The 26,298-nt window shown below is 64.3% G+C and carries 23 protein-coding genes and 1 riboswitch; of the genes, 8 read left to right on the forward strand and 15 right to left on the reverse strand.

From position 1 onward, the window contains the following. Positions 1 to 76: 76 nt before the first annotated feature. Positions 77 to 1,828 carry a proline--tRNA ligase gene (locus tag J1M86_RS17670; RefSeq protein WP_206510820.1) on the reverse strand — a complete coding sequence of 584 codons (1,752 nt, stop codon included), beginning with the start codon at positions 1,826 to 1,828 and terminating at the stop codon, positions 77 to 79. Between the two features lie 96 nt (positions 1,829 to 1,924). Between J1M86_RS17670 and yaaA the strand changes: the two genes are divergently transcribed. Further along, positions 1,925 to 2,668: a peroxide stress protein YaaA gene (gene yaaA, locus J1M86_RS17675; RefSeq protein WP_206510821.1), complete on the forward strand. Its 744-nt coding sequence runs from the start codon at positions 1,925 to 1,927 to the stop codon at positions 2,666 to 2,668. Then, a complete protein-coding gene (locus tag J1M86_RS17680; protein WP_075840104.1) occupies positions 2,665 to 3,891 on the forward strand; it encodes a DUF2786 domain-containing protein in 1,227 nt (408 codons plus the stop codon). Before yaaA ends, J1M86_RS17680 begins: the two co-directional genes overlap by 4 nt. Before the next feature lie 11 nt (positions 3,892 to 3,902). On the opposite strand, the gene J1M86_RS17685 is transcribed toward J1M86_RS17680, so the two are convergent. From J1M86_RS17685 to mqo, 11 genes are all read right to left on the reverse strand, one after another. After that, on the reverse strand, positions 3,903 to 5,351 hold the full coding sequence (locus tag J1M86_RS17685; protein ID WP_206511100.1) for an MFS transporter: 1,449 nt from the start codon (positions 5,349 to 5,351) through the stop codon (positions 3,903 to 3,905). Between the two features lie 65 nt (positions 5,352 to 5,416). Then, on the reverse strand, positions 5,417 to 6,649 hold the full coding sequence (gene cobA / locus J1M86_RS17690) for a uroporphyrinogen-III C-methyltransferase (protein WP_206510822.1): 1,233 nt from the start codon (positions 6,647 to 6,649) through the stop codon (positions 5,417 to 5,419). An 11-nt stretch (positions 6,650 to 6,660) separates the two neighbouring features. Further along, positions 6,661 to 8,343 carry an ABC-F family ATP-binding cassette domain-containing protein gene (locus tag J1M86_RS17695; protein WP_206510823.1) on the reverse strand — a complete coding sequence of 561 codons (1,683 nt, stop codon included), beginning with the start codon at positions 8,341 to 8,343 and terminating at the stop codon, positions 6,661 to 6,663. A gap of 18 nt (positions 8,344 to 8,361) precedes the next feature. Further along, the gene (locus J1M86_RS17700) at positions 8,362 to 10,023 is read right to left on the reverse strand and encodes an alkaline phosphatase D family protein (RefSeq protein WP_206510824.1); all 1,662 of its coding nucleotides are present in this window, start codon (positions 10,021 to 10,023) and stop codon (positions 8,362 to 8,364) included. A 19-nt stretch (positions 10,024 to 10,042) separates the two neighbouring features. Next, a complete protein-coding gene (locus J1M86_RS17705) occupies positions 10,043 to 10,894 on the reverse strand; it encodes an LLM class F420-dependent oxidoreductase (RefSeq protein ID WP_206510825.1) in 852 nt (283 codons plus the stop codon). An 18-nt stretch (positions 10,895 to 10,912) separates the two neighbouring features. Beyond that, positions 10,913 to 11,275: a cobalamin biosynthesis protein gene (locus tag J1M86_RS17710; protein ID WP_075840105.1), complete on the reverse strand. Its 363-nt coding sequence runs from the start codon at positions 11,273 to 11,275 to the stop codon at positions 10,913 to 10,915. An 8-nt stretch (positions 11,276 to 11,283) separates the two neighbouring features. Next, positions 11,284 to 12,708: a cobyrinate a,c-diamide synthase gene (locus J1M86_RS17715; RefSeq protein ID WP_307786669.1), complete on the reverse strand. Its 1,425-nt coding sequence runs from the start codon at positions 12,706 to 12,708 to the stop codon at positions 11,284 to 11,286. Continuing rightward, positions 12,702 to 13,322, reverse strand: a complete 621-nt coding sequence (gene cobO, locus J1M86_RS26445) for a cob(I)yrinic acid a,c-diamide adenosyltransferase (RefSeq protein WP_075840223.1) — start codon at positions 13,320 to 13,322, stop codon at positions 12,702 to 12,704. The genes J1M86_RS17715 and cobO overlap by 7 nt, the downstream gene beginning before the upstream one ends. 13 nt (positions 13,323 to 13,335) lie before the next feature. Then, entirely contained in the window at positions 13,336 to 15,240 is a 1,905-nt protein-coding gene (locus J1M86_RS17720; protein ID WP_307786690.1) for an AAA family ATPase, read from the reverse strand. Positions 15,241 to 15,386: 146 nt separating this feature from the next. After that, positions 15,387 to 15,538: riboswitch (cobalamin riboswitch) on the reverse strand. After that, on the reverse strand, positions 15,512 to 15,988 hold the full coding sequence (locus tag J1M86_RS17725; RefSeq protein ID WP_206510828.1) for a GNAT family N-acetyltransferase: 477 nt from the start codon (positions 15,986 to 15,988) through the stop codon (positions 15,512 to 15,514). Its footprint overlaps the riboswitch before it by 27 nt. Before the next feature lie 12 nt (positions 15,989 to 16,000). Continuing rightward, a complete protein-coding gene (gene mqo, locus J1M86_RS17730) occupies positions 16,001 to 17,536 on the reverse strand; it encodes a malate dehydrogenase (quinone) (RefSeq protein ID WP_206510829.1) in 1,536 nt (511 codons plus the stop codon). A gap of 185 nt (positions 17,537 to 17,721) precedes the next feature. On the opposite strand from mqo, the gene J1M86_RS17735 reads away from it, so the two are divergent. Then, on the forward strand, positions 17,722 to 18,762 hold the full coding sequence (locus J1M86_RS17735; RefSeq protein ID WP_206510830.1) for an alpha/beta hydrolase: 1,041 nt from the start codon (positions 17,722 to 17,724) through the stop codon (positions 18,760 to 18,762). Beyond that, a complete protein-coding gene (mtr, locus tag J1M86_RS17740) occupies positions 18,759 to 20,147 on the forward strand; it encodes a mycothione reductase (RefSeq protein ID WP_206510831.1) in 1,389 nt (462 codons plus the stop codon). The genes J1M86_RS17735 and mtr overlap by 4 nt, the downstream gene beginning before the upstream one ends. Positions 20,148 to 20,181: 34 nt before the next feature. Here the strand turns inward: mtr and J1M86_RS17745 are convergent, their stop codons facing one another. Further along, positions 20,182 to 20,748 (reverse strand): alpha/beta fold hydrolase, encoded by a 567-nt coding sequence (locus tag J1M86_RS17745; RefSeq protein ID WP_206510832.1) that lies wholly within the window; start codon positions 20,746 to 20,748, stop codon positions 20,182 to 20,184. A gap of 131 nt (positions 20,749 to 20,879) precedes the next feature. On the opposite strand from J1M86_RS17745, the gene J1M86_RS17750 reads away from it, so the two are divergent. From J1M86_RS17750 to J1M86_RS17760, 3 genes are read left to right on the forward strand one after another with little or no spacing between them, the layout of a single operon-like run. Continuing rightward, on the forward strand, positions 20,880 to 21,242 hold the full coding sequence (locus J1M86_RS17750) for a GntR family transcriptional regulator (RefSeq protein ID WP_206511101.1): 363 nt from the start codon (positions 20,880 to 20,882) through the stop codon (positions 21,240 to 21,242). Beyond that, positions 21,239 to 22,156 (forward strand): ABC transporter ATP-binding protein, encoded by a 918-nt coding sequence (locus J1M86_RS17755; protein WP_206510833.1) that lies wholly within the window; start codon positions 21,239 to 21,241, stop codon positions 22,154 to 22,156. The genes J1M86_RS17750 and J1M86_RS17755 overlap by 4 nt, the downstream gene beginning before the upstream one ends. After that, on the forward strand, positions 22,153 to 22,848 hold the full coding sequence (locus tag J1M86_RS17760) for an ABC transporter permease (protein WP_206510834.1): 696 nt from the start codon (positions 22,153 to 22,155) through the stop codon (positions 22,846 to 22,848). The genes J1M86_RS17755 and J1M86_RS17760 overlap by 4 nt, the downstream gene beginning before the upstream one ends. 13 nt (positions 22,849 to 22,861) lie before the next feature. Here J1M86_RS17760 and J1M86_RS17765 read toward each other — a convergent pair whose 3' ends face one another. Next, positions 22,862 to 24,361: a cobyric acid synthase gene (locus J1M86_RS17765; RefSeq protein WP_206511102.1), complete on the reverse strand. Its 1,500-nt coding sequence runs from the start codon at positions 24,359 to 24,361 to the stop codon at positions 22,862 to 22,864. A gap of 71 nt (positions 24,362 to 24,432) precedes the next feature. Continuing rightward, positions 24,433 to 25,308: a type I methionyl aminopeptidase gene (gene map, locus J1M86_RS17770; protein WP_206510835.1), complete on the reverse strand. Its 876-nt coding sequence runs from the start codon at positions 25,306 to 25,308 to the stop codon at positions 24,433 to 24,435. A gap of 109 nt (positions 25,309 to 25,417) precedes the next feature. Here map and J1M86_RS17775 point away from each other — a divergent pair, with 109 nt between their 5' ends. Further along, entirely contained in the window at positions 25,418 to 26,287 is an 870-nt protein-coding gene (locus J1M86_RS17775; protein ID WP_206510836.1) for a LuxR C-terminal-related transcriptional regulator, read from the forward strand. Positions 26,288 to 26,298: the final 11 nt, after the last annotated feature.

A 26,298-nucleotide genomic window follows, 5' to 3' on the forward strand; every position in this document is an offset into this window, starting at 1 on the left:
GTCACCTCTCACAGTCGGTTACTCGAAGCTACCAAGGAGTAACCGACTGCAGTGGCAATTCGGACGGCAGTGGTGATCAGGAAGTGCGGCGTGCAACTTTCACGATCTCGGCGGCGGCTGTCTCGACGGGTAGTTCCCGAGTTTCTCCACTGAACCGGTCGCGCAGCTCGACATTGCCGTCGGCCCAACCTCGCCCGACCACGACCACCAGCGGCATACCGAGAAGCTCGGAATCTTTGAACTTCACACCCGGAGAGGCCTTGCGATCATCGAAGAGGACCTCGAGACCCGAAATGTTCAGTTCCGACGCAATCCCCTCGGCACCGGCGCGCGCAGCCTCGTCCTTGTTCGCCACGACCAGATGCACGTCGAACGGAGTGACCTCGGCCGGCCAGCGGAGCCCCTTCTCATCGTGCATCTGTTCGGCGATGACGGCGACGAGCCGGGAAACCCCGACCCCGTAGGAGCCCTGAAGCAGACGCACAGGCTTGCCGTTCTCACCGAGGACATCGACGGCGAACGCGTCGGTGTACTTGGAGCCGAGCTGAAAGATGTGCCCGATCTCGATTCCGCGGGCAGTGACCAAGGGCCCACGACCGTCCGGCGACATGTCACCGTCACGAACCTCGGCGGCTTCGATCGTTCCGTCGGGAACGAAATCGCGACCCGCGACGAGATTCACCACGTGCTTACCCTTGGCGTCTGCACCGGTGATCCACGACGTGCCGTCGACCACCCTGGGATCGACCAGGTAACGAACACCGTTGGCCTGCAAGGCCCGTGGCCCGATGTATCCCTTGACGAGGAAGGGATTGGCTTCGAAATCCGCATCGGTGAGCAGTTCGAACTCGGCCGGCTCGAGTGAGGCCTCCAGTCGTTTTTCGTCCACTTCGCGATCTCCGGGCACACCGACTGCGAGCAGTTCCCACTCGCCGTCGGCGTTGCGGACCTTGAGCAGGATGTTCTTGAGGGTGTCCGCGGCGGTGATCGTGCGTCCGAGATCAGCAGTGTTGGCCCAGTCGACGAGTGTCGAGATCGTCGGGGTGTCGCCGGTCTCGTAGTCCTCGGCTGCGGGCTGGCCTTCGACCGGCAGCGAATCGGGCCTGGCGGTCTCGACGGCCTCGACGTTTGCTGCATAGCCGGACTCGATACAGCGGACGTAGGTGTCCTCGCCGATATCGCTTGCGGCGAGGAACTCCTCCGATGCACTTCCACCCATGGCGCCCGAGGTCGCCGCCACGATGACGTACTCGACTCCCAGGCGAGCGAAGATCCGCTGGTATGCCTCGCGGTGGGCATGGTACGACGCCTTGAGTCCGTCTTCGTCGAGGTCGAACGAGTACGAATCCTTCATCACGAACTCACGTCCGCGGAGAATGCCGGCGCGGGGGCGTTCCTCGTCGCGGTACTTGGTCTGAATCTGGTAGAGCGTGACAGGCAGATCCTTGTACGAGTTGTACTCGCCCTTGACCGTCAGTGCGAACAGTTCCTCGTGCGTGGGCCCTAGAAGCATGTCGTTGCCCTTGCGGTCCTGCAGCCGGAAGAGGGCATCACCGTATTCGGTCCACCGCTTGGTGGTCTCGTAGGGCTCGCGGGGAAGCAACGCGGGCAGCGAGATCTCCTGCGCCCCGATTGCGTCCATCTCCTCGCGGACGACCCTCTCCACCTGCCGCAGAACTCGCAGACCCAACGGCAGCCAGGAGTACACACCGGGCGCGATACGACGAACGTAGCCGGCGCGAACCAACAGCTTGTGGCTGTCGACCTCGGCGTCGGCAGGGTCGTCGCGAAGGGTACGAAGGAACAGCTGCGAGAGACGGGTGATCACGGGATACGAGAGTAGTCGGTCCCCGCCATTGGTTTATCGAGTGGCTGGACTACTGGGTGGCGCTGGGCACCCGGTCGGTGCGTAACGTGGTTCCTCGTGCTGATTCTCCTACCCCCGTCTGAAACCAAGTCCGGTGGCGGCGACGGAGTTCCTCTCGATCTTGCCGCCCTGTCGCTGCCCGAGCTGACGCCGCTCCGCCGCAAGCTGGTCGACGCACTCGTCGAACTCGCCGACGACGCCCCCGCATCGAGTGCGGCACTCGGGCTCGGCCCGACCCAGGCGGACGAGATCGAACGCAACGCGTCACTGTGGACATCTGCGACGACGCCCGCACTCGATCGCTACACCGGTGTGCTCTACGACGCCCTCGATGCGCGCTCGTTCACGAAGGCCGGCCGCGCACGTGCGGCCGACCGCCTGTGGATCGGCTCCGCCCTGTTCGGCGCGGTCCGAGCCATCGACCCGCTCCCTTACTACCGTCTCTCCGGCGGCTCCAGACTCCCCGGCTTCGGTACGTTGCGCGCGCACTGGACGCCCGAGCTCACCGATGCGTTGGTCGCTGAGGCCGACAGCCTCGTCGTGGACCTCCGGTCCGGTATCTACCAGCAGCTCGGCCCCGTGCCAGGTGCGATCACAGCCACAGTGCTGACCGAGAAGCCCGACGGAACCCGGTCGGTGGTGAGCCACTTCAACAAGCACCACAAGGGGCTGTTGGCAAGAGCTCTCACGCTCACCACAGCCGAACCGAAGGACGTCAAAGCCGTGGCCAGGGTCGCGGCGAAGGCTGGGCTGAAAGTGGAGATCGCCTCACCCGTCGAACTGGTCGTGATCACGCGATGAACCCCGTTCCTGGACTGCTCCGCGCCGGAGCCGACGCCTCGTTCGGTCGCGGCAAAGACCTGCGCATCGTCGACGATGTCTCCGACCAGCTCATCGCGATGGAGAACTCCGACGCGCTGGGGCTGGGATCGGTCGCCCTGACGAACATGATCGAGACGATGTACGAGGCCGGGTGGCAACCCCTGGACCTACTCCACATCGTTCGGCGGCAACAGAGTGTCGCGGTGTCCTCGCTGGCGGCGGCCGCCATCCTGCATCAGTCGGACCTGTCGAACGCGGACCAGCGCGCACCCGAGAGCTGGGTGGCGCAGCTGTCGGAGATCTGTGCCGTCTATCCGCAAGCGGCCGCGCGTGTGGAGGCCTCCCCGAGTTTTCTCGCCGCTGTACTGCGGTCGAGCGGCACTGCGGACTACATCGCCCAGAGCGATCTGTGGCAGTCCGTTCTCGCACTTTTGGGTCAATGGCAGACCCTTCCTCGTTGGCCTCGGATCGGTCCACTGCCGTCACAATGGCCGAAGAAGCGCCCACCGACCGCTGCGCGATCGACGAGAAGTTCGGATGCACCGAGCGAGAAGGTACTGGGCAGGATTCGCGGCTTGCTGGCGAAGGCCGACGCCACCGACTTCGAGGAGGAGGCCGAGACACTCACCGCGAAAGCGCAGGAGTTGATGACGCGTTACTCCATAGATTCCCTGCTGCTGACCGAGGGCAATGTCGAGGTCGTCAGCGTTCGCGTTCACATCGACAACCCGCATGCTCCACCCAAAGCTCAGTTGTTGCACGGTGTCGGCGCCGTCAACCGTGTGAAGTCGATCTGGGATCCGACGTTCGCCGTCGCCACGCTCGTCGGCACCCCGGTCGACGTCGAGCAGACGGAAATTCTGTTCACATCGTTACTCATCCAGGCCACGAGAGCGCTATCGCATTCGCCCAAGGCCAAGCGTCGCAAAGGGTCGGCGTCAGCGGCGTTCGGCAAGGCGTTTCTGTATGCGTACGCGGTGCGGATCGGCGAGCGGCTCGCCGAGGTCGACGCGCGCACACTCGAGGAAGCATCCGAGCAGTCGAGTGACCTGCTCCCGATGCTCGCGGCCCAGTCCGTCGCTGTCGACGAAGAATTCGAGCGACTCTTTCCCAGCACCCGGCCGATGCGTGGTCCGCGGCTCGACGCCGAGGGCTGGCATTCGGGCCAGGCCGCAGCCGACGAGGCAGATCTATCGCGCTAGTCGGCGATCGATCAAACCGACTGCACGTCCTCCTGCGCGGCCTGGGCCTGGGCCACCTGCTGTGGGGTGAATCGGATGAAGAATGCGGCGAGTCCGGCGACAAGGGCGAACATCGCGCAACAGAACAGCGCGAACATGTATCCGGAACTGAGGGCGCCCAGTTGGGCGTCGTTCATGAGGTTGGCGGGTCCGGCGATGCCCCCGAGTGAAAGCGTGCGCGAGGTGGCGAGTGCACCGACCACTGCGAGCGCAACCGGCCCACCCAACGTCTGAGCCACCAGCGCGATGGCGGTGAGAGGCCCGATCTCGGTGGCGGGTACCCCGGCGATGGCGCACAGCGGTAGCGGTATCGACGCCATGCCGACGCCGAACCCGATACCGATGACCGGGAAGAAGATGCCGGGGAAGTACGACGAATCCGCGTTCATCGTCAGTACCGAGAACAGCAGCCAGCCGACCATGATCGCGGCGCCGGTCATCACGAGCCAGCGCGGTTGAATTCGCACCACCAGCTTGGAAGTGATGAATGCCGCTGCGCCGAGACCGAAGGCGAAGGGCACGAACGCGAGACCTGCACTGAGTGGGCTGTAGCCGAGAATGTCTTGCACGAACAGGGCGACGAACGCGGCCAGAGAGAACATCACGCCACCGGCGAAGAAGATGGCCACGAATGTCGCCACACGATCCTTGTCGGCGAACAACGAGAACGGAAGCAACGGGTTTTCGGCCCTGCGCTCTACGGCCAGGAACAGTCCCAGCAAGACCAGCCCTGCGACGAGCGAACCGACGACTACGGGGCTGAGCCAACCCAGTTCTGTCCCCTCACTCAACGCCAGGACGACACCGGTACATCCCAGCGTGCCGAGTACGGCGCCCGGGAAGTCGAGCGGGAGGCGCACCCCGGCGGTCTCCTTGAGTGACACCACCGCAAGAACGACGATGATCGCACCGATCGGAACGTTGATGAGAAAGATCCAGCGCCAGGACACCTGAGTCAATGCGCCGCCAAGTATCAATCCGGCGATGGAACCGACTCCGGTCATCGCGGCATAGATGGCGATCGCCTGGTTGCGGACGGGCCCCGGCGCGAACGTGGTGGCCACGAGCGCGAACGCGGTCGGTGAGGCGATCGCCGCCCCCACTCCCTGCAGGGCACGTGCACCGACCAGGGTCGCCTCGTTGAACGCCAACCCGCACAGCAGCGATGCGAGCGTGAAGACGATCACGCCGGTGAGGAACATCTTCTTGCGTCCGAACGCGTCACCCAACCGCCCACCGAGGAGCATGAGACCGCCGAATGCGAGGGCGTACGACGTCAGCACCCAGTTGCGACCAGCATCACTGAGACCGAGATCGGCTTGCAGAGGTGCGAGCGCGAGATTGGCGACGGTGCCGTCGAGAACCACCATGAGCTGAAGTCCGCTCAGCACGATAATGGCGAGACCGAATGCCCTGGTCATTACCGGGTAGACGATCTGCGTTTCGCGCGCTGCGGGCTGGGAGTGGTCAGGCATGGAAGTTCACGTTACCGAGAGTCCACCGAAAAACCAGCAACGGTCCCGATGACGACGATGGCAGGCGGCCTGATGCCCTCGTCCTTGACCTTGCGCGCAACCGTCGTCAGATCCGCGCGTACCTCACGTTGGGTACGCATCGTCCCTTCCTGAACGACGAGCACCGGCGTCGTCGCGGGGCGGCCACCGTCTATGAGTACCTTCGCAAATTTTTCGATGCGTTCGACCGCCATCAGCAGCACAATTGTCCCCTTGAGCTTGGCGAGCGCGTTCCAGTCGACCAGCGAATCGGGATGATCGGGCGCGACGTGGCCGGAGACGACGACGAACTCGTGCGTGACGCCGCGGTGCGTGACCGGCACACCCGCCGCGGACGGCACCGAGATGGCGCTGGTGATTCCGGGAACCACCGTCACCGGGATTCCGGCGGCGGTGAGCGCCTCGAGCTCCTCGTAACCGCGCCCGAACACGTAGGGGTCGCCACCTTTGAGTCGCACGACGAATTTGCCCGCTCTCGCCCCGTCGACGAGTGCCTGGTTGATCGCTTCTTGCGCCATCGCGCGACCGTACGGAATTTTCGATGCGTCGATGACCTGGACGTGCGGCCCGAGCTCGGCGAGCAGTTCCGGTGGCGCAAGCCTGTCGGTCACCACGACGTCCGCGTATGCCAGCATCCGACGTCCGCGCACCGTGATCAGGTCGGGGTCGCCGGGCCCTCCACCCACCAGAGCCACCCCGGTCAACGGCGCGTGCGCGGAATCGGTGATCACGCCCGACTGCAGCGCTTCGAGGACCGCGTTACGTACGGCCGCCGAACGTCGGTGCGCTCCCCCGGCGAGGACGCCGAGCGTCAGACCGTCGTATTCTGCGGACGCAGGGGTGACGGCTGTGCCGTCGCGGGCGATATCTGCACGAACGCAGAAGATCCTGGATTCTTCGGCCTCGGCGACGATGGCGGCGTTCGTGTCGGCCTCGTCGGTGCAGGCGATGGCGTACCACGCATCGTCGATGTCCCCGGGGGCATAATCCCGCAGTTCCATCGTCACCTGCCCGGCTGTGGCCATCGCTTCGACGGCCGGTGTCGCCTCGCGCGTGATGACGTGCACCAGCGCTCCCGACGAGATCAGCAAGGGAAGTCGGCGCTGCGCGACGGTCCCGCCACCGACCACCACCACACGCCTGCCCGAGAGATTCAGGCCGACGAGGTAGGGCGATTCAGTCGCATCGGTTTCAGTCTCATGCACGGTAGGAAACGCTACCGTGAACGCTGCACGCGCGTTTCGTCCCATACGGGCTCGTTCGATTCGTACACCCGGCCATCCGACCCGAAGACGAGAAATCGGTCGAAACTGCGGGCGAACCAGCGATCGTGAGTGACTGCAATCACGGTCCCTTCGAACGCGGCGATCGCGTCCTGCAGTGCATCGGCCGACAGCAAGTCCAGGTTGTCGGTCGGTTCGTCGAGCAGGAGAATTGTCGCTCCGGACAGTTCGAGCAGCAGGATCTGAACGCGCGCCTGCTGACCCCCTGACAGGTTGTCGTAGAGCTGCTCGGCGGCGAGGGCGAGTCCATACCGATCGAGGGCACGGCTGGCTGCCTCACGGCCCATCCCGTCGCGGTGCTCGTTTCCGAGATGCAGGATGTCGAGCAGGTTGTTCCCCGTCAGATCCGGTCGGGTGTGGGTTTGAGCGAAGAGACCGGGCCGAACTCTGGCACCGAGTACTGCCTGGCCGGTATGTGGAACCGGCTCGAGCTCCAGCTCCTGCACCGGTTCGTGCTCCCGCTCGGGATCCGTGCCGCCGGCGGCGAGTAGGCGCAGGAAGTGCGATTTGCCGGAGCCGTTGGATCCGAGCACGGCGACCCTGTCGCCGAACCAGACCTCGGTGTCGAACGGCTTCATCAGACCGGTCAGCTCGAGGCCTGTGCAGACAAGCGCTCGTTTGGCCGTACGACCGCCGTGCAACCGGACGGTCACTTTCTGTTTCACCGGGACGGCCTCGGGTGGTCCCGCGTCCTCGAATCGAGCGAGTCGAGTCTGAGCAGCGTGATAGCGGGCCGCGACACCGTCGTTGAACTTCGCTTTCTCCCGGAGGCGGAGCACGAGCGCACGCAGTTTCACCCGCTCCTCGTCCCACCGACGACGTAGTTCGTCGAGCCGAGCGTTGCGGTCCTCGCGAGCGTCGTAATAGGTGCCGAATCCCCCACCGTGCACCCACGATGTCGCACCGTTGATGCCGGGTTCGAGGGTGACGATGCGCGTCGCCGCGGCGGCGATGAGCTCGCGGTCGTGACTGATGAACAGCACGGACTTGTCGGATTCGCGGATGGTTCTCTCGAGCCACCGTTTCCCGGGTACATCGAGGTAGTTGTCGGGTTCGTCGAGCAACAGCAGCTGGTCCGAGCCGGTGAACAATGCCTCCAGCACCAATCGCTTCTGCTCGCCGCCGCTCAACGTCGACGCCGCTCGCCACTTTGCTCTGTCGAACGGCATACCGAGTGCGGCCGTGGTGACCTTGTCCCAGAACGGTTCCAGGTCGTACCCACCGATGTCGCCCCAATCCGACAGCGCAGCAGCATATTTCATCTGCGTCTTCTCGTCGTCGGCCTCGATCATCGCATTCTCGGCGTCGTCGAGGGCTTTCGCTGCCGACCGCACGGCCGGCGATGCAACCGACAGCAGCAAGTCGAGAACCGTCGAATCATCCCTCAGTTGGCCTACGAACTGACGCATCACACCGAGTGAACCGGATCGAGTGACGGCCCCGTCGTCCGGTTCGATGTCTCCGGCAACGATGCGCGTGAGCGTGGTCTTTCCAGTTCCATTGGGTCCGATGAGCGCCGCCTTTGCGCCGTCACCGACACGAAACCCCACTCCGCTGAGCAGTTGCCGCCCATCGGGAAGGAAGTAATCGATGTCGGTCAGTTCGAGGTGCGCCACACCGACCAACTATGTCAGTCAGGTCAATCGCATTTCGCACGTGGTCGTGAGTGTCTGTACTCCAGCGGCGTTCACGAACGCATGCTCGACCCGAAGCGCCGCAGAATCACGGTCGGTGGTGAGCAGCATGACGCCGTTGTCGAACCACGGACCTGCCTCGGTTTTCCAGGACATCTCGGTCGGTGCGACGTTCGCCGAACGAGCCAGCGCGGCCATCGCGCGCGCCATCGGTCTCTTGATCGCGAGTCGGTTGACCGCCCTGATGGGTAGTTCGAGGGGATTTCGGAACGGTGACATCGTCAACTGGTAGGTAGCGGGCACATCGCCACCGACTCCGAACTCCGCCCGTGCAACGTAGGAGCAGTGAACATCACCGGAAAGCCACAGGATGCTCGCGGGAGCATCCTCGCCGCGCGCGAGCTCACGAGTGAGCGTCGCCATGTCGGCGAACGAATTTCCGAACGCAGCCCAATGCTCGAGGTCCAGGTCGATCCGCAACTTCTCCCCCACCCGAGCGGCCGCTCTACCCCAACTTCCCTGTGCCACCGCCTCGTTCCACTGTTCGAGATGATGCAGCGCGGGCAGCATCAGGTAAGGCAACGACGACCCGAACAGCAGGTGCTTCGGTGACGCCTCGAGAGCGCGTTCTCGCACCCAGGCCCATTCCCTGGCATCGACCATGGCTCGGTTGTTCGGATCCAGGTTCCGCGCGCATCGAGAGTCGATCATGATCAGCCGGGTGTCGCCGAAGTCGCGGTAGAAACTCCACCGGCCGGTGGAGGGCTCGGCATCGATTCGAAGGGAGAACGAGGCGAGCACCTGTTCACGTTCGGTGTCCGAGGCCGCCGATCGCACGGCCGCGTACAACTCGTCCTCGACGAGCTCGGCGGGCGAAAGGTTGCCCAGGTGCTGGTAGACCCAGTACGAGGTGAACGCGCCGACGACGCGGTCTTTCCACCAGGACCTCGTTTCGATGTCCGCTCGCCAGGACGCCGAACTGTTCCAGTCGTCGCGGAGATCATGATCGTCGAGAATCATGCACGAGGGCACGCTCGCCAGGAGTTTTCTCACCGGCTCGGCGCCCCACGACTCGTGATAGAGCCACGAGTACTCCTCGAAGTCGCAGATCTCGTCCTCTGCATCGGTTCCGCGGACACTGTCGGGGCCATGCCCCGCCCCGCGGCGTGCACGAAGGCGCTCGAGGATCTCCGGAGACGGATCATCGGCATAGACCTGATCGCCCAGGAGAAGCAACGCTTGTGGCCATCGGCTGGAATCCTGCGTCGCCATCCGATTGCCCAGGCCGGCCAGTGCGTCGGCGCCGATGCGCTGCAGCGATTGGTCGCTGTAGTTGTCACCGCGTCGACAGGACCCGAAGGCGAGGGTGACCGGTCCGTCGGGGTCGACGGTGTGGATCGATGCCGTCTCCGGAGGCTTCGGCCAGACATTCGCGCCGTCGAACGTGACCTCGTAATCGAGTGCGGTGTTCTGAGGCAAGCCGGTCAGCGCGACCAGCGCATAGTGGTGACCGTGAATTCCCCAGGTCTTGGCCTCGCCGGCAACACCGATGTCGGTGCGAACCCGGACCGTTCCCGGTGCATCGAACTCGAACCAGAAACTCGCGTCGTGCGCACCGACGTAGCGAACCAGCGGACCCAGCACGAGGGGTGAGGACGTCATTGTTCACACAGTGCCCCTACTACGACCTCTGCGCCAGCTTCTCCGCCAGACGCTCGAGGTACGCATGAACCTCGGCATCGGACTTGTCCGGAATGCCGTACAGCACCTCGGTGACCCCGAGCTCACGCCATCGGTCGAGTCTTTCCGCTTTCGGTGCGGCGTCGAGGACGACTATTTCCGGCTGCCCCGCTCGCCCGGCATCACTCCACAGTGCGCGCAGGCGCAGCACAGATTCCGCGATGTCCTTCTCCCCCGGTGTGGTCATCCACCCGTCCGCACTACGTACGATCCACGCGAGGTTCTTGTCGGTCCCGGCAGCACCGACGATGATCGGAATCGACTTGCCCTGAGCAGGTTTGGGCCAGGCCCAGCTGGGACGAAAGTTCACGAACTCGCCTTCGTAGTGCGCCTCGGTGTCCGACCACAGGCTGCGCATCGCCTCCAGATATTCGCGGAGCATGGTGCGGCGGCGCCCGAGCGGCACTCCGTGATCGGCGAGCTCGTCGGTGTTCCAACCGAATCCGACGCCGAGACGCACGCGCCCACCGCTGAGATGATCGAGTGAGGCGATGGTCTTGGCCAACGCTATCGGGTCGTGCTCGACCGGGATCGCCACGGCGGTACCAAGACCGATGCGGGAGGTCACCGCTGCGGCCATGGACAGCGACACCCATGGATCGAGCGTCCTCGCATACCGGTCGTCGGGTAGTGAGGTGTCACCGGTTCGTGGATGCGCAGCCTCTCGTTCGATCGGCATGTGGGTGTGCTCGGGCACGTAGAACGAGTCGAAGCCGTGACGCTCCGCTGCGGCGGCCGCCGCAGCGGGGGTGAGGCCGCGATCGGAGGTGAACAAGACCAATCCGTAGCGCATGAGACATTAGAACGTGTTCTAGTCTGCTGTGCAAGCAACGGCGATCGTCACCGCTCGGCCGCCGACCTTCCCGAGCATGAGGCGGCCGCCCTTGCTCGCGAGCAACGCCGCCGCCTCGGCGACACTCGACGTTCCGGTGACCCCGCGAGCGAGCGCCGAGGGATTCGGCACCTCGACTCGGTCGAGACACTCGGCGGTCCACGCCGACCAGGGCACCCCCAGCGCGTCGGCGACGGGCCCGATCAACGCTTCCTTGCCGGCGAGAGTTGCCACCTCGACCACCACCCATTCGGGACGAACGACTCGCCGGACGAGTTCGAGGCAGTCGTCGACAGTTGCGGAGGACGTGGCCCCCAGACCGACGACGACCCGGTCGACCATCGGCCCGGTCAGCTCTCTACTGCGGCGAAGCGGGCACAGGCTTCGACGAATCGACTCACTGATCGCGGGTTTCCCGCCGGATGCGTGTGCAGATACGAGGCGTGAACTCGCCCCTGAACGAATCCCTCCCGCACGGTGCGCTTCACGGCAGTCGCACTGGGGTTGCGCCATCCCCAGGCAGGCGTCGCATGCTCGGTACCTGTCTCGACCAACATCGTGCGGTGAAACTCGTGGCCGGTCACCCGCTCGCCTGCCTCGAACAACACCGAGTCCTCGAGCGCAACCGCATCTCGGTAGCCGAGCGTGAGTTGCGAGCCGAATCGCGCGTCGACGTCGATCACGCCCGCCATGGCGTGACCGTCCAGGCAACGGGACAGGTACAGCAACCCGGCACATTCGGCATGAATCGGAATCTGGCGGCCCGCGAGCGCCCGCACGTCCTGTAGCAGCTCACCGTTGCTTGCCAGAGCTTCTGCGTGCTCCTCGGGAAACCCACCTGGAACGACGATGCCAGCCGTGCGCTCGGGCAACGCGTCGGTCAAGGGATCGAAGACCGCGACCTCCGCTCCAGCCGCCCGGAGCAACTCGACATGCTCGGCGTACCCGAAGGTGAAGGCCGGGCCGCCAGCGATCGCGACGACGGGTGAGAAGTTGCTGTGATCGCAGATCTCGGCCTCGGCATCCCACGCAGAACCCGTGACCGAGGACCGGGCGAGTGCCTGTACAGCGCCCAGATCGACGTGCTCGCGCACGAGGTCCGCCATCGCGTCGACGGCCTGTGCCGCGCGTCCGCCGTGCTCGAGCGCGGTGATCAACCCGAGGTGCCGGGACGGCACAGCAAGTTCGGACATCCGCGGCAGCGATCCCAGAACGGGTACACCCACCCGCTCGCACGCCTGCCGCAGCACCTCCTCGTGGCGTGGGCTGCCTACCCGGTTGAGGATGACCCCGCCGATACGGACGGAAGGATCGTAGGTCGAGAAACCGTGCAGGACCGCGGCGAGAGATTGACTGTGACCGCGAGCATCTACGACGAGTACAACAGGTGCGCCGATCGAGGACGCGATCGCCGCGGTGGACCCCTCTGCCGAAGCTGCGCCGCCGCCGGACATGTCGATCTTGCCGTCGAAGAGGCCCATCACACCCTCGACGACCGCGATGTCGCAGCCCTTACTGCCGTGCAGGAACAGTGGACCGATGCGATCGGCCCCAACCATGACCGCGTCGAGATTGCGTCCGGGCAGACCCGTGGCCAGCGCGTGGTAGCCGGGGTCGATGTAGTCCGGCCCCACCTTGAAGGGCGCCACTCGATGACCCGCAGCGCGCAACGCACCCATCAGCCCGGTCGCGACCGTCGTCTTCCCGCTTCCCGACGCCGGGGCCGCGATCACGACAGCGGGCGGCGACGCGTTCAGCGCGTTCGGAGTCACCACTCGATTCCGCGCTGACCTTTGCGGCCCGCATCCATCGGATGTTTGACCTTGCTCATCTCGGTGACCAGATCCGCAGCGTCGATCAGTGCTTGCGGGGCGTCCCTGCCGGTGATGACGACGTGCTGATTCCCTGGGCGATGTGTCAGTACATCGACAACCTCGTCGACGTCGACCCAGCCCCATTTCAGCGGATAGGTGAACTCGTCCAGGACGTAGAAGCGATGCGTCTGGTCCTGGAGTCGTCGGGCGATCTCCGCCCACCCCTCGGCTGCGGCCGCGGCGTGATCGACCTCGGACCCCTTCTTGCGGGTCCACGACCAACCCTCGCCCATCTTGTGCCACTCGACGGCACCTCCGACCCCGGAGCTCTCGTGCAGCTCACCGAGCAATGCGAACGTGGCCTCCTCGCCGACCTTCCATTTTGCACTCTTCACGAATTGGAACACTCCAACGTCGAAACCCTGGTTCCACGCCCGTAGAGCCATCCCGAATGCAGCGGTCGATTTCCCTTTACCCGGACCGGTGTGGACGGCCAAGATCGGCTGGTTTCGGCGCTGTCGCGTCGTCAGTCCGTCGTCGGGGACCGATCCCGGACTTGGCACTCCCTGTGGCATCGTGCAAACCCCCTCAGGCCGCGGCGCGAACGACGGCAGCAACCTGCTCCGCCGAAAGGTCGGCCAGTCGAACGTAGCCGCCCTGGAGGTGACGGGCGAAGTCGGCGGCAAGTCCCAGTCGAACCATGCCGGATTCGCAGTCGACGACGACCGACGCGACACCGTCGGCGGCGAGTCGAGCTGCCGCGATTCGCGCGCGACCGACCGGGTCGACGCCGCCGGTCGCTCGACCGTCCGTCATCGCGACCACCAGCGCTCGGCGCAACGGATCGCGGACCTTCTCGCGCAACACCACCTCGCGAGCTTTGACGAACCCTTGTGCGAGCGGTGATCTGCCGCCGGTCTTCATCCGACGCAAGAGCGTGGCCGCGACATCGACGCTGGAGGTCGGGGGTAGCACCAGGTCCGCGTCCCGGCCCCGGACCGTGACTACTGCAACCTTGTCTCGACGTTGGTAGGCGTCGCGTAGCAGTGAGCGCACCGCCCCTGTCACAGCGGAGAGACGATCCCGCGCGGCCATGGATCCGGATGCGTCCACGACGAACACGATGAGATTTCCTTCGCGCCCCTCACGCAGCGCGCCACGCAGGTCTGCCGGCTCCAGCCGAAATCGGCCGGACGTGCGACCCCTGGCGACCTGTTCCTCCGCGGCGGCGAACAGGGTGCCGACGAGGTGCAGTCCTTTGCCGCGCTCGGTGGTCGAGCGAACCGCTCGCCCCTGAGTCGAGCGAGAGCGGGATCTGCGCCCCGGCGCGCCGTCACCGACACCGGGTATTTCCATCGACCTGGCCCTGAATTCGCTGGCCGGTGCACCGGCGTTGTTCTCCCGCGCTCGGCTCCGCTCCGGGTCGCTGTCCTCTGACTTGCTGCTGGCTGGGTCGCTGGCGGTTGGGTCGCTACTGGTCGAGGGTTGCGGACCATCGGAGTCGGTGTCCGGAGCGCCGCCGCCATCCGGGTCGGTCGGGTCAGGGTCGGGCTCGGTCGGGTCGGGGCGTTCGGACTCTGCCTGCTCAGCGGCGTCGCGCATGGCGTCGTCCAACGCCTGTTCGTCGATGCCAGGCTCGTCGAATGGATCCCGTCTGCGGCGGTGCGGTAGGGCGAGCTCGGCTGCGACGCGCACATCGGACTCTTCGACTTTGTCCGATCCACGCCATGCTGCGTGGGCTGTGGCCGTTCGCGCGACGACCAGATCCGCTCGCATCCCGTCCACGTCGAACGCCGCACACAGGGCAGCGATTCGGCGTAGCTCGATATCGTCGAGCTCGATCGCGTCGAGAGCTGCTCGGGCAGCGAGGATCTTGCGCGCAATGTCGGCGTCCGCATCGGCATACGCGGCCGCGAACCGGGACGGATCGCGCTCGTAGTTCAACCGCCGACGCACGACATCCATCCGTGTGTCGACCTCCCGCGAAGCCCTCACATCGACGGCCAGACCGAACCGGTCCAGCAGCTGCGGACGCAACTCACCTTCTTCGGGGTTCATCGTTCCGACGAGGACGAACTGTGCCGCATGCGAATGTGAGACACCGTCACGCTCGATGTGAACGCGGCCCATCGCCGCGGCGTCGAGCAACACATCGACGAGGTGGTCGTGCAGGAGGTTCACCTCGTCGACGTACAGAACACCACGGTGGGCCGCGGCGAGCAGACCCGGTTGAAAGGCCCGCTCACCGTCCCGAAGCACCTTCTCCAAATCGAGGGAACCGACGACGCGGTCCTCCGTTGCGCCGACCGGTAGTTCGACGAGTCGAGCCGGTCGAGGCCCATCGCCGTCCTCCACGGCGGGCAGCAGGGCGGCGAGCGCGCGCACCACCGTGGACTTGGCAGTGCCCTTCTCCCCGCGCACCAGAACGCCACCAATACCGGGGTGCACCGCGCACAGGATCAACGACAAACGCAGTTGATCCTGGCCGACTATCGCACTGAAGGGGTACCCCGGTTGCGGTGCCGCCTCGACTCTCGATGAACCCCGGTCGCTGGATGAACCGCTGCCCTGCTGCACAAAAACTCCTTCGTAACCCGGTTTCCGCGCCGGGACGGTGTCGGCCACGCCGAGGGCGACGCGCCGTGTTCTACGAGACCGAGCGGTGATCTGGCTTCGAGTGAACGTATCGGTGCACTCGTACACAGTGGCGGGACCGCGCCTGATTCACACAGGACTTCCCCGCGTCGGCTTCGTTCGTGCTGTCTTAAGACTCGTTCCAGGGCGTACCGCCGCCGCGGCGCATAGGCGTGTGCGGAATGCCGTCTTCGAGCACTTCCTCACCGTCCGGCTGGAATCCGTGCTTGGCATACATGTCGACGAGGTAACTCTGCGCGTTGATCCGGCACGGTGCTTCCCCGACCTCCGCCAACGCCGCGCGAAGTATCCGAGTCGTGTGACCCTGACCGCGAGCGGAACGTTGGGTGCACAGACGCCCGATGCGGAACGCTTTCTCACCGTCGTCGTGCTCTTCCATCAGCCGAAGAGTGCAGACGACTTCACCGTTGCGCTCGAGCCAGAAGTGACGGGTTTCGGCGAGCAGGTCACGGCCGTCCAATTCAGGGTAGGCGCACGCCTGCTCGACGACGAACACCTCGACACGCAGCTTCAACAGGTCGTACAGAGTGTTGTTGGAAAGATCCAGAGCCCAGGATCTCTTGAGGGCAGCCGCTTGCGTAGTCATCAACTGTTGCTATCACACGCCGGTTGGCTGTGCGAGTTGAGTCGACTCGTCGAGCAGCAGTCGATCGGAGGTCCAGTCGAACACCTCGCGGAACAACGCGGGGTCCTCGGCGAGCTTTTTGCCCAGCGACGGGACCATCTCCTTCAGCTTGGGCTGCCACCCGTCGTAGCGGTCAGCGAAGCAACGCTGAAGCACGTCGAGCATCGCAGGCACGGCCGTCGACGCACCCGGAGATGCACCGAGCAGGCCGGCGATGGTGCCGTCAGCGGCGTTGATGACTGCGGTACCGAATTCGAGGACGCCGCCGCGCCCCTTCTTGCGGATCACCTGCACTCGCTGGCCGGCAGAAACCAGTTCCCAATCCTTGCCCAGCACCGTCGGTGCGAACTCCCGCAGTGTCTCCACGCGAGCGGCCTCGGACTGAGCGAGTTCGGATACCAGGTACTTGACCAATCCGAGCTCGGTGACACCGACACCCAACATGGACATCAGGTTGCCCGGCTTGATCGAACTGGGCAGGTCGGTGAGTTTGCCCTGCTTGAGGAACTTGGGTGACCAGCCAGCGTACGGCCCGAACAGTAGGCCCGGCTTGCCGCCGATGACACGGGTATCGAGGTGAGGCACCGACATCGGCGGCGCCCCGACGGACGCCTTTCCGTACACCTTCGCAGAATGCTGGGAAATCAGATCAGGATTGGTGCAGCGCAACCACTCACCGCTCACCGGGAAGCCGCCGAATCCCTTGATCTCCTCGATGCCGGACTTCTGCAGCAAGTGCAGCGCTCCCCCGCCCGCACCGACGAAGACGAACTTCGCGTTGACGGTCTTCTTCGCCCCGGTGCGCAGGTTGGCGACCTTGACATCCCAGGTGCCGTCGGACTGTTTGGAGATGTTTCGGACATCGCTACCGAAGTGAACGGTTGCGCCTGCACCCGCGAGGTAGTTGAGCAGCTGGCGAGTGAGGGCACCGAAATCGATGTCGGTGCCCTTGTCGCTCCAGTTCAGAGCAACCGGATCGCTGAAATCGCGGCCGCGGCCCATCAGTGGCAAACGCCTGGTGAACTCGTCGGCATCGGCGATGTACTCCATACCCTCGAACAGTGGGTTCGTCGCAAGCGCGTCGTACCTGGCACGCAGGTACTTCACGTTCTCTTCACCGTGCACGAAGCTGACATGGGGAATCGGGTTGATGAAGTTCTTCGGATCGCTGAGGATTCCGGAGTCGACGCTGTGCGCCCAGAACTGACGTGAGACCTGGAACTGCTCGTTGACGTTGAGCGCCTTCGAGATATCGACGGAACCGTCTTTGTTCTGCGGGGTGTAATTCAACTCACACAGGGCCGAGTGGCCGGTGCCGGCGTTGTTCCATGCGTCACTGCTTTCTGCAGCGGCCGCGTCGAGTCGCTCGTACACATCGATCGACCATTCAGGTTCGAGCTGCCGCAACAACGCGCCCAGAGTGGCACTCATGATTCCGGCGCCGACCAGAACCACGTCGGTCTTGACCCGTTTGACCTGCTCTTCGTTGGAACGCTGTTCGTTTGACACTGGAGATTCGACTTCCTTGTCCGTGAGTACTCGTTGCCGAGTTCTGCTTCAGGTAGCGGTTACGTTACCCGCCCGTACATACCCGTCCCGACCCCCGTGAAAAGCCCCGTGAAACGCCCGCGAAATGCACTGCCTCGATTGTGCTCCTCACGGCATCGCCGAACTGCCAACTACAGTTGTGATCTGTGACTACCTGGGTGCCCGATGTCCTCGGCGACGGCTACGAACAGACAACCATCCCACTCGGCGACGACCCGGACGGCGAGGGGCAGGTCGAAGCCACGCTGGTCCGTTACCAGCCGGCCGACGCTCGACCCGCCGGGCGTGCGGTGATCTATGTCCACGGATACACCGACTACTTCTTCCAGCAGCACCTCGCCGAACACTTCACCGAGCAGGGCTTCGCGTTCTACGCCCTCGATCTCCGCAAGTGCGGCCGTTCACTACGTGCCGGGCAGACACCGCACTTCGTAACGGATCTGGCGATCTACGACGCCGAACTCGACGAGGCTCTAGCGCTGGTTCGCGCAGACACCGGCGGGGGGTCGGTGGTTCTCACCGCTCACTCGACCGGAGGACTCATCCTCCCGCTGTGGCTCGACAGGCGCAATCGGCGTGAAGGGGGCACTGCGGCAATGGGGATAGACGGCGTCATCCTCAACAGCCCGTGGTTCGACCTGCAGGGCCCCGCAGCGATGCGAACCGTCGGGACCACGGCAATCGACGTCATCGGACGCGTCAGGGCCAAGGCTCCGGTACCCGGACAGGGCCTCGACACCTATGGACTTTCCCTCGCCAAGGATCACTTCGGCGAATGGGAATACAACCTGGATTGGAAGCCACTCGCCGGGTTCCCCGTTACGTTCGGCTGGATCCGCGCCATTCGACAGGGTCACGCTGCATTGCATCGTGGGCTCGACATCGGCGTGCCATCGCTGATCCTGCGTTCGAAGGTCACGCATTTCTCGCGCAAGTACAGCTCGCGAGTCGATGTCGCCGACGCCGTCCTCGACGTGCGCCAGATCGCGCGGTGGGCAGGGTGCTTGGGCGATCGAACGACCGTCGTACCGATCGAAGGTGCACGGCACGATGTGTTTCTCTCCCAGGAGATCCCGCGAACTCGGGCATTCGAAGAGGTCGACGAATGGCTGGGTTGGCTCTATCGCAGCGCCCACATCGAACGCGAATCGGGCAAGGACCACAACGAAACGGGTACCGCTCGATGAGCGAATACAGGCATTTCGATCTCGCCGTCATCGGCTCGGGCTCCGGCAACTCCATTCCCGACGAGCGATTCGGCGATCTGAAGGTTGCTCTGTTCGAGGAGCATTCCCCGTTCGGCGGCACCTGTCTGAATGTCGGGTGCATTCCGACGAAGATGTTCGTCTACGCGGCTGAGGTCGCGCAGACCATTCGCGAATCGGCTCGGTACGGGATCGATTCGACCATCGAGAAGGTCAGATGGACGGATATCGTCGACCGCGTCTTCGGCCGAATAGACCCTATCTCCGCCGGCGGGGAGAACTATCGCGAAACCGGAAGTGACAACGTCACGCTCTTCCGTGGCCACGCATCGTTCGTCGGCCCGAGAACGATCGACACCGGCACCGGTGAGGTGATCACAGCTGATCAGGTCGTCGTGGCCGCCGGTTCCCGACCGGTGGTTCCGGAGCAGGTACGCGAGAGCGGTGTCGCGTTCCACACCAACGAGGACGTGATGCGCCTGCCTTCGCTGCCCGAGCACCTCGTCATCCTGGGTTCCGGATACATTGCGTCCGAGTTCGCGCACGTGTTCGGCTCGCTGGGCTCGAAGGTGTCGATGGTCGCCCGCAAGGACAACGTCCTACGTGGGCTCGATACCGACATCTCGAACAGATTTACCGAACTGGCACAGAAGAACTGGGACGTCCACCTCAATTCCGGCGAGGCGCTGGCAGTCTCCGAGGGTGACCGAGTCGGCCTCGAACTGCGTGACGGAACGCGGGTTCTCGGCGACGCACTGCTCGTCGCAATCGGTCGTGTGCCGAACGGTGACCACATCGGCGCCGAAGCCGGCGGCATCGAACTCGACGACGAAGGACGGGTGGTCGTCGACGAGTTCGGGCGCACGACCGCCGAAGGCGTCTTCGCGGTCGGGGACGTGTCCTCGGAGCACCAGCTCAAGCATGTCGCCAACCACGAAGCTCGCGTGGTGCAGTACAACCTGCTTCAGCGCGAGTGGGACGACACCTCTCGATTTCGGGCGTTCGATCACCGATTCGTGCCTGCCGCTGTGTTCACGCACCCACAGATCGCTGTTGTCGGCCTCACCGAGGACGAGGCCCTCGAGGCAGGCCTCGACATCACGGTGAAAATTCAGTCCTACGGAGACGTCGCGTACGGCTGGGCCATGGAGGATCGCGAGGGCTTCTGCAAGATCATCGCGGAGAGGAAGACCGGCCGCATTCTCGGCGCGCACGTCATGGGCGCGCAGGCCCCGACGGTTCTGCAGCCCCTCATCCAGGCAATGAGCTTCGGAACGACCGCAACCGAGATGGCCCGTGGTCAGTACTGGATCCATCCGGGTCTGCCGGAGGTAGTGGAGAACGCCTTACTGGGCCTCGATATCTGACGAGGCTCGATATCCGACGAGGCTCGGCGGCTCGTCACCAGGGACTGGTGCGAAGAACGATCTCGGTGGCGAGCTCCGCCGTCGCATCGGCCGGAACCTTGCCGACGCCGTCGAGCTGAACCACGCGGAAGTCTCCGTAGACGAGACGGCCGCTGCTGTCGGCGACCGCGCGTCCGAGCGAATTTCCGACGACAATCGTCGTCGGAAGCTCGACCGGCGGGCAGTCTGCCGCGAGCACGAGGCCGTTCTGGTCTGCGACGGCCGGATGGCCGCGGTCGCAGACGACGAGACTGGCGATTCTGCCGAACGTCCGCGCCGCGAGTGTCCATGCCAGCTCAGCGCCCTCGTCGGTGCCGACGAGGTGGACCCATGGCAGCGACAACTCGTCCAGGACCGCCAGCACCGCACTGTGGTCCAGGCCTGCGATATCTTCCACGGCAACGGTTTTGAGATCCGAGTTGTGCAGCCGCTCGGCGACGCCGTCGTACAGGTCGGGAGGGTCACCCAGTCCCGGAAGCATCAGCACTGCGTGCCTGGAATCCGGCCCTGCGATACGCAGCGAGCAGCTCCCGTCTCGGGTCGTCACTTGCTTGTGGTCCATGGCCTCGACGCTACTGCACCACCCGCCTCCACCTCGATAGCCGGCATGGAGTTGCACAGCCGATGGACAGGTTCTATGGTTAATTACATGAGTAAGGAACCATGTAGCCAAACAGTCTCATGGCGATCGACTTGATCGACGAGGGCCGACCTCTCTTCGTACAGATCGCCGAAATGATCGAGAACTCGATCATCGACGGCACCTACGCCGACGAGGCGCAAGTTCCATCGACGAACGAGCTGGCTGCCTTCCATCGAATCAACCCGGCGACAGCAGGCAAAGGCCTCGCCAAACTCGTCGCCGACGGAATCCTCTACAAGAGAAGAGGAATCGGCATGTTCGTCACCACCGGCGCCTCGGATGCACTCCGCTTCCGCCGTCGCGAGGATTTCGCCAAGCAATACATCGAGCCGTTGATCACAGAAGCGAACAAGCTCGGCATGACCGTCGACGAGCTCAAGACCATGCTCGATACCTGGGAGGAAAGATCATGACCGATCGTCACGACCTCACCCTGGTCGACGACGCGCCCGTCATCGCATCCGCGCGCAATCTGACCAAGTCGTACGGAAACTTCACCGCGGTGGACGAGATAAGCTTCGACATCCGTGCCGACAAGATCTACGGTCTGCTCGGTCGCAACGGCGCCGGCAAGACCACGTTGATGCAACTCCTCACCGCGCAGTGTCGTCAAACCACCGGCAACATCGACGTTTTCGGAATGCAGCCCTATGAGAATCGCTCGGCGCTGGCTGACATCTGCTTCATCGGCGAAAGCCAAAAGTTCCCCGATGACTTCAGAGTGCGACACGTACTCGATTGTTCCGCAAGGCTTCTCCCACACTGGGACCGAGATTTCGCAGACGAACTGATGCGCGACTTCGATCTACCGACCACTCGGAAGGTGAAGAAACTCTCGCGCGGCATGACATCCGCACTCGGCATCGTCATCGGGTTGGCCTCACGCGCGCCACTGACATTCTTCGACGAGCCATACCTGGGACTCGACGCCGTCGCACGGCACATGTTCTATGACCGGTTGCTTGCCGACTATGCCGAGAACCCCCGCACCGTCATCCTGTCCACTCATCTGATCGACGAGGTCAGCGATCTGATCGAACACGTCCTCCTCATCGACAAAGGTCGCATCGTCATCGACTCCGATGCGGACGAGCTGCGGCGAAGCGCTTTCGTGGTCTCCGGCACCGCGAGCGCAGTCGAGCAGTTCGTTGGCGGACGTGCAGTGCTACACCGAGACTCGCTGGGGTCGCTCGCACGGGTCAGTATCGACTCTGCACTCTCGCTGGACGAACGCACCCGAGCGACAGCCCTCGGACTCGGTGTCGAACCGTTGTCACTGCAACAACTGATCGTTCGAAACACCACCGCGAAGGAGTCGGCTTCATGAAACGCACACTCGATGTCGCACGACTGCACCTCACCGCGTGGCCGTTGATCATCGGCTGGCCTATAGGTGTGCTCGTCATCGCCTTCGCGCTGAGCTACACGTTGTTCGCGCTCCTCCCCGAGACCGACAACGAGTACAACTTCACCGGAGGCATGTTCTCGATGTACGGATTCGCAGTGGGCTTCTACCTGCAGGCAGTGACCCAGACCTTCCCGTTCGCTCTCGGTATCAGTGTGACTCGCAAAGAGTTCTTCAGAGCGACCGCGCTGGTCGGAACCGTACAATCGGCACTGCTTGCGACACTGGTAGTCGTGCTGTCTGCGCTCGAAAACGCTACTGCCGGCTTCGGAGTGAAATCTCGGATGTTCGGCCCCTTCCGTTACGCCACCGAAAATCCGTTCCTGGAATGGCTCGGAATCTTCACGACACTGCTGCTCGTCGCCTCCGTCGGCATGGCCTTGGGCGTTGTCTATCAGCGCTACCGCGTTACCGGCATCCTGGCCACCGGTCTGGCCGCGCTCGTGGTGGTGGGCAGCGCTGTGATCGTAGTGTCGTGGCAGCAGTGGTGGCCCGCGGTCGGCCGCTTCTTCATCGAGACACCGACCGTGCTGCTCCTGGGTGCCATCCCGCTCGCACTGAGCGCACTCTTCGCTATAGCAAGCTGGACAGGACTGCGACGCGCAACCGCTTGAGCCACAGCAGACCTCACACGTCGATGCCGCGCTCGATGATCCCGAGCACGGCGTCGACATCGACATTGTTCTCCACCAGGTCCGCGAGTAGGTCGAGTTGCTGCTCGCGCATTGCCCCGACCGACGTATCCGCTGCCACCTCGAACCCTCCACGGCCGGCCCGGTCCGCCGCCCAACGCAACAGGTGTCGACGGAAGCCGTCGGATTCGAGCATCCCGTGCCAGTGCGATCCGAGCACGCTTCCGCGGACACTGCCCTCCGCTTCCCCGTCCGCGTCATGCAACAGCGGCTCATCTCCGTTTCGCACCACTCGGCCGTGGTGTATCTCGTAGCCGGTGACGTCACCGACGTCGAACAGAGGCGAGGACCCCGACACCCGCGCGAGCACCTTCTCCGAGCGAAACTCGACGTCGAGGTCCAGTAACCCGAGTCCTTCGACTCTTCCCGAAGAACTCTCCACGGTGTCGGTGACGGTGCGCCCGAGCATCTGATAGCCGCCGCAGATACCGAGCACCGGAAGATCCGCGTTCACTCGCGATACCAGGGCATCGGCCAAACCGGTTCGACGCAGCCACTGCAGATCCGACAGTGTCGCCTTGGTGCCCGGAACCACGACGAGGTCAGCATCGGTCAGCCGGGAGGGCTCGGTCACCCAGTGCACCGATACCCCCGGTTCACAGGCCAGCGCCTCCACGTCGGTGGTGTTGGAAATGCGAGGAAGACGGATCGCCGCCACCCGTAACCACTGCTCCCCCAACGGCGGCCGAGGACGACCGACCGGAGCATCGGCCACCGTCCCCAACGAGTCTTCCGCGTCCATCCACAGATCCTCGCAGTAGGGCACCACCCCGAAAGTCCGCCTGCCGGTGAGCGCTTCGAGTTGAACGAGGCCCGGATCCAACAGCGCGGGATCACCTCGAAACTTGTTGATGACGAAGCCTTTGATGAACTCCTGGTCCTCGGGTGACAGCACGGCGACGGTGCCGAACAGGTGCGCGAGCACCCCACCACGATCGATGTCCCCCACCACGATCACCGGCAGGGAGGCAGCAGTCGCCAAACCCATGTTCGCCAGATCCGTTGCACGCAGATTGATCTCGGCCGGTGAGCCCGCACCCTCACAGATAACCACGTCGTAGTCTTCCCGCAGCGATGCCAGTTCTGCAGCGACTACCTCCCGCAAGGACTGCCGATGCTCGATGTAGCTCGACGCCGACACCTGCGCCACCGCGTGACCACGCACCACGAGTTGGGATGTCCGATCACTACCCGGCTTCAGCAGCACAGGATTGAACCGCACGCTCGGCTCGAGACCGCAGGCACGAGCCTGCAACGCCTGCGCCCGGCCTATCTCACCTCCGTCGAGGGTGACCACCGAATTGTTCGACATGTTCTGCGCCTTGAACGGGGCAACCGACACGCCTCGTCGAGCCAGCATCCGACACAGGCCGGCGACCAGCACACTCTTACCGGCATCGGAGGTACAGCCCGCCACCAGCAGAGCACCCGTCACCCCGCTCAGTGCACCCGGGTTCACTCCGCAGGCTCCGCTCACGGCACCCGGGTTCACTCCGCAGGCTCCGCTCACGGCAGCGTCAGGATCTCGCTGCCTGTCTCGGTCACGACGAGCGTGTGCTCGAATTGTGCCGTCCACTTGCGGTCGCGCGTGACGACAGTCCAGCCGTCGTCCCACATCTCGGCATCGATCCCGCCGAGGTTGATCATGGGCTCGATCGTGAACGTCATGCCCGGCTCGATGACCGTCTCCACAGACGGCTGGTCGTAATGCAGCACAACCAGCCCGCTGTGGAAGGTGGTACCGATTCCATGGCCGGTGAAGTCCTCGACGACGCCGTAGCCGAAACGGTGCGCATACGACTCGATGACGCGGCCGACGACGTTGAGGGCGCGACCGGGCTTGACGGCCTTGATCGCACGCATAGTCGCTTCATGAGTCCGCTCCACGAGCAAGCGAGCCTCCTCGGAAACGTTGCCGGCAAGAAAAGTCGCGTTCGTGTCTCCGTGCACGCCGTCGATGTAGGCGGTGACGTCGATATTGACGATGTCACCGTCCTCGATGACAGTCGAGTCGGGGATGCCGTGACAGATGATCTCGTTCAGCGATGTGCAACACGACTTGGGAAATCCCTTGTATCCCAGCGTGGACGGATATGCACCGTGATCGATCATGTAGGCGTGTGCAATGCGGTCCAGTTCGTCGGTGGTGACACCCGGCGCAACCGCCTTGCCGGCTTCTTGCAGCGCGCCGGCCGCGATCTTCGAGGCCACACGCATCTTCTCGATGACCTCAGGCGTCTGAACCCACGGCTCGTTGCCCTCGTTCGCCGTCGGCTTCCAGGCGTACTCGGGTCGTTCGATCGAGCTGGGCACAGGCAGGGTAGGCGATACGACGCCCGGCACGAGTGGCTGACGGGGCTTGCTCTCGGCGGTCACAGACATGCCCACCAGGGTAGTCGTTGGCCTCAGCGGGCACGTACCGCGTCTACGGCCCGCAGGCGGCCCTACCATCGACGCACCCGAGGGCCTCAACTACTATGATTCAGCTCACATGAATCGAAGGGAGTCGCACGTGTCACGTAGTGACCTGTTACGCCCTCGCGACAGCGATGCACTGCGCAGCGAACTGCGGCGGATAGCCGCGGTTTCGGGTGTTCCCGTCGTGTTCGGCGGAGAAGTGTCGGCGCACACCCTGCGCCTGAGCGAGTTCCATGGCACCAGGACTCGTGGGCTCGACGGCCTGTTGATCCCGAGTCGATCAGGCCTCGGCGGTCGGGTGATGGACCAGTGCACACCCGCTGCGGTCAGCGACTACGGCAGCTCGCGCTACATCACCCACGACTACGACCGCCCGGTACTGAGCGAGGGACTTCGTTCGATACTGGCCGTTCCCGTCGTCGTCGGCGGAGCATCCCGAGCCGTGATGTATGCCGCCGTGCGCGAGCGTGGCCCTCTCGGTGACCGAGTGGCGGACACGATGGTGCAGGCCTCCAAGCGCCTCTCGCAGGAGTTCGCGATACGGGACGAAGTCGACCGCCGCGTCGACATGCTCGAAGCGCAGTCGCAGTCGGCGGGATCGACGGTCGCGACGGAGATCCTTCGCGAACTCCACGCCGAGCTGCGTACGTTGTCCACCTCGACCACCGAGGCCACGGTGAGAGAAAAGCTGACGCTGCTGTCCGATCGAATCACCGACGCGCTGCGCCCCGCTCCCATCGATACCGACGTCACGCTGACCGCCCGCGAATCGGACGTGCTCGCGCAGATTGCGCTCGGCTGCACCAATGCCCAAGCCGCCGAGAGGTTGTCGCTGCGACCGGAAACGGTGAAGTCGTACTTGCGCACGGTCATGACCAAGACTGGTACACGCACTCGCCACGAAGCCGTCGTCGCAGCACGAAAACTCGGCCTGCTCCCCTGACGAACTCGGTG

It is taken from the genome of Rhodococcus sp. KRD197, assembly GCF_017168235.1.
In the GTDB taxonomy this organism is placed as follows: Bacteria; Actinomycetota; Actinomycetes; order Mycobacteriales; family Mycobacteriaceae; genus Rhodococcoides.